At 47.4% G+C, this 3,335-nt stretch carries 4 protein-coding genes; 3 read left to right on the top strand and 1 reads right to left on the bottom strand.

Translation table 11 applies throughout. The features are described 5' to 3' along the window. Positions 1-144 precede the first annotated feature (144 nt). The 3 genes from sul2 (at position 145) to FTU75_RS18085 (ending at position 1,809) form a co-directional block, all read left to right on the top strand. A complete protein-coding gene (gene sul2, locus FTU75_RS18095) occupies positions 145-960 on the top strand; it encodes a sulfonamide-resistant dihydropteroate synthase Sul2 (RefSeq protein ID WP_001043260.1) in 816 nt (271 codons plus the stop codon). Positions 961-1,046: 86 nt separating this feature from the next. Then, positions 1,047-1,295, top strand: a complete 249-nt coding sequence (locus FTU75_RS18090) for a phosphoglucosamine mutase (RefSeq protein WP_071830581.1) — start codon at positions 1,047-1,049, stop codon at positions 1,293-1,295. 61 nt (positions 1,296-1,356) lie between these two features. After that, positions 1,357-1,809: an ATP-binding protein gene (locus tag FTU75_RS18085; RefSeq protein ID WP_161981143.1), complete on the top strand. Its 453-nt coding sequence runs from the start codon at positions 1,357-1,359 to the stop codon at positions 1,807-1,809. Between the two features lie 73 nt (positions 1,810-1,882). On the opposite strand, the gene mph is transcribed toward FTU75_RS18085, so the two are convergent. Next, positions 1,883-2,770 (bottom strand): Mph(E)/Mph(G) family macrolide 2'-phosphotransferase, encoded by an 888-nt coding sequence (gene mph, locus FTU75_RS18080; protein WP_071830579.1) that lies wholly within the window; start codon positions 2,768-2,770, stop codon positions 1,883-1,885. Positions 2,771-3,335: the final 565 nt, after the last annotated feature.

Below are 3,335 nucleotides of genomic sequence, written 5' to 3'. Positions count from 1 at the left end.
TGTTCCATTTTAGAGATTTGTTTAAGATAAGATATAACTCATTGAGATGTGTCATAGTATTCGTCGTTAGAAAACAATTATTGTGACATTATTTCAATGAGTTATCTATTTTTGTCGTGTACAGAGATTATTATAGAAGCCCCCATGAATAAATCGCTCATCATTTTCGGCATCGTCAACATAACCTCGGACAGTTTCTCCGATGGAGGCCGGTATCTGGCGCCAGACGCAGCCATTGCGCAGGCGCGTAAGCTGATGGCCGAGGGGGCAGATGTGATCGACCTCGGTCCGGCATCCAGCAATCCCGACGCCGCGCCTGTTTCGTCCGACACAGAAATCGCGCGTATCGCGCCGGTGCTGGACGCGCTCAAGGCAGATGGCATTCCCGTCTCGCTCGACAGTTATCAACCCGCGACGCAAGCCTATGCCTTGTCGCGTGGTGTGGCCTATCTCAATGATATTCGCGGTTTTCCAGACGCTGCGTTCTATCCGCAATTGGCGAAATCATCTGCCAAACTCGTCGTTATGCATTCGGTGCAAGACGGGCAGGCAGATCGGCGCGAGGCACCCGCTGGCGACATCATGGATCACATTGCGGCGTTCTTTGACGCGCGCATCGCGGCGCTGACGGGTGCCGGTATCAAACGCAACCGCCTTGTCCTTGATCCCGGCATGGGGTTTTTTCTGGGGGCTGCTCCCGAAACCTCGCTCTCGGTGCTGGCGCGGTTCGATGAATTGCGGCTGCGCTTCGATTTGCCGGTGCTTCTGTCTGTTTCGCGCAAATCCTTTCTGCGCGCGCTCACAGGCCGTGGTCCGGGGGATGTCGGGGCCGCGACACTCGCTGCAGAGCTTGCCGCCGCCGCAGGTGGAGCTGACTTCATCCGCACACACGAGCCGCGCCCCTTGCGCGACGGGCTGGCGGTATTGGCGGCGCTGAAAGAAACCGCAAGAATTCGTTAACTGCACATTCGGGATATTTCTCTATATTCGCGGTTCAGCAGGCATGTCCCCTTTGAGGGCGACCCGACGACAGGATAATCGACCTTATGGTGCGCAAATATTTCGGCACAGACGGTATTCGTGGCAAAGCCAACGAAGGCGCGATGACGGCGGAAACCGCCTTGCGCGTCGGCATGGCGGCTGGCCGTGTCTTTCGTCGCGGTGACCACCGCCATCGTGTCGTGATCGGCAAGGATACGCGCCTGTCGGGCTATATGCTTGAACCCGCGCTCACAGCCGGTTTCACCTCGATGGGCATGGACGTATTCCTTTTTGGCCCGCTGCCGACAACGTAATAGGAAGAATAAACGCCCTTTTCACCCAAGTCCAAATTAATTTGCCGATTCCATAATCAGGGTGTATTACAATTCCATAGAGTTTTTCAATCCAGGTGGTTTAGCTGATAACTTAACGATTGATCAGCTTCTTCGTGAAGATTACTCGCCATGGGCGCGCAATAAAAGGATATCTGCCACGTTCAAAGAAGCGCATTTTATTGAAAAATATGGGTCAGGCATCAAACGAATCCAAGAAGGCTTCGCATCCTATGGTCTGCGTCCCCCTGTCTTTGAAAATTTCCAGCACGGTTTTCGAGTTATTGTCTCATCAAAGCTACTTTTCGAATCTAATGAGGGAGTAAATCTACTATTTAATCAGATAAGAACTAATCCAGGAAAGCGTGCACCATTTTTAGTAAACGAGCTATTAGTTCCTGTCAAGATAGTAGAGCGGTGGCTCAAAATCTTAAGAGATGATCATAAAATCGAGTTTCGAGGAGCTCCTAAAAGTGGAGGATACTGGCTAAAATAGAAATCAATGATACTCTTAAGTGGCACCAATCGAACTCCTATTTTAGCATTTAAAAAAGTATCCTCACATCATTTTATTGAACAATACCTAAGGCTGCTCTGGCGGCATTGATATGATTATCGTCGTTGCACTCTACCGCAAAAGCGCCATATGCTAATGGAGCTGCAGCAGCCCTCTCTATAGATTGTTCGTAGAGCCTATCCCATATCGTTCCGCCTTGTTTAGCATACTCCGTTATCAAACTCTTCAGGCTATCCTCTCCAAAAACCGATACGTGACCAGAAAAGTCCAGTGCAGGATCACCCATATGCGCAGTAGACCAATCTATGATACCAGAGGTCTTACCTTCCTTCGAGGTTAAGACATGCCCTGCATAGAGATCGCCATGGATGAAACAAGTGAATTCAGGCCACAAAGGGTCATTGTCCAACCATCTACGGTATCTGTTTTCCAACGGCTCGCTGATACCTATCTCAGATTTCACCAAGTGGATACGGTCAGCTATTTCGGTCCTCAATTCACTTGGAGTCATTATTTTCAAGTTGCTCTTTCTCACATCGTCAGCTGTAATACGATGTAATTCGGCCAATGATTTTGCCAGAGACTCCACATAAGCTATGCTATCGCGATCTATGTTCCAAGAAACCTCATGTGTTATCGCATCGAATGTCAGAGCAGGCGCATCCTCCAGTAAAGGGTAGGCTATTAGGCGCTCCGATACAATTTTCCAATCAGGGACATTGATCGACAGGTTTCTTTTGGCTAAATCCAATATTCTACTTTCATTTTCGATTTGTTCAAGCATATCGCTTCTTCGAGGTATACGGAGTACCCAGTTCTCACCGTTTACTTCCTTTACAAAGGCAACTCTAAAGTCGATGCCCATCTCATTGACGCTCATCTCTTCCGAAATTCTCAGCCCATGCTCTAGGGCTAATGTTTGCATATCTTCGATTGTCATTTCTATACTGTTTTCTTTTATTAAATTGGTACCAGTTCCCCCGACAGGACATTCTGAATGTCATATACAGGTGTAACACTTTACCCATATTCTTTTCGTATGGATAACACTTCCCATCAGGGAACAAAAATCTGATACATGAATTAATTGTGAGACAGTAGACCTACTGTCGCATTGAAGCCATCTCGGCGACTATTTGATTAGGAAAACCAAGGCTTTGCCATCATAGCCTTATCATAGAAGTATAACATAGTTGTAAAGATAGAAAATTATTTTTTATTCATCCATGATGTTATTATTTTATAATAACATCATCTAAACATGTCCTGTCGCTCTTTTGTGCTGTGATATTTCATACCTATTAACTGCTTTCGTTTGAATTATACGACGTTCTACTCACAATAGGGCAAGGGTTACTCATTCCGTAGGATGCGGTTCACGTATAGGAAGAATAAACGCCCTTTTCACCCAAGTCCAACAGCTTTGGACCGCAGTTGACTCTTTCGACACCCCTGCGATGCAACCCAATCCGGCTGACGGGGAGCCAGCAACGCTGAAAATTTAC

The organism is Acinetobacter sp. YH12140 (assembly GCF_013418475.1).
In the GTDB taxonomy this organism is placed as follows: Bacteria; Pseudomonadota; Gammaproteobacteria; order Pseudomonadales; family Moraxellaceae; genus Acinetobacter; species Acinetobacter amyesii.
This window is presented reverse-complemented; position numbering and strand designations above follow the sequence as displayed.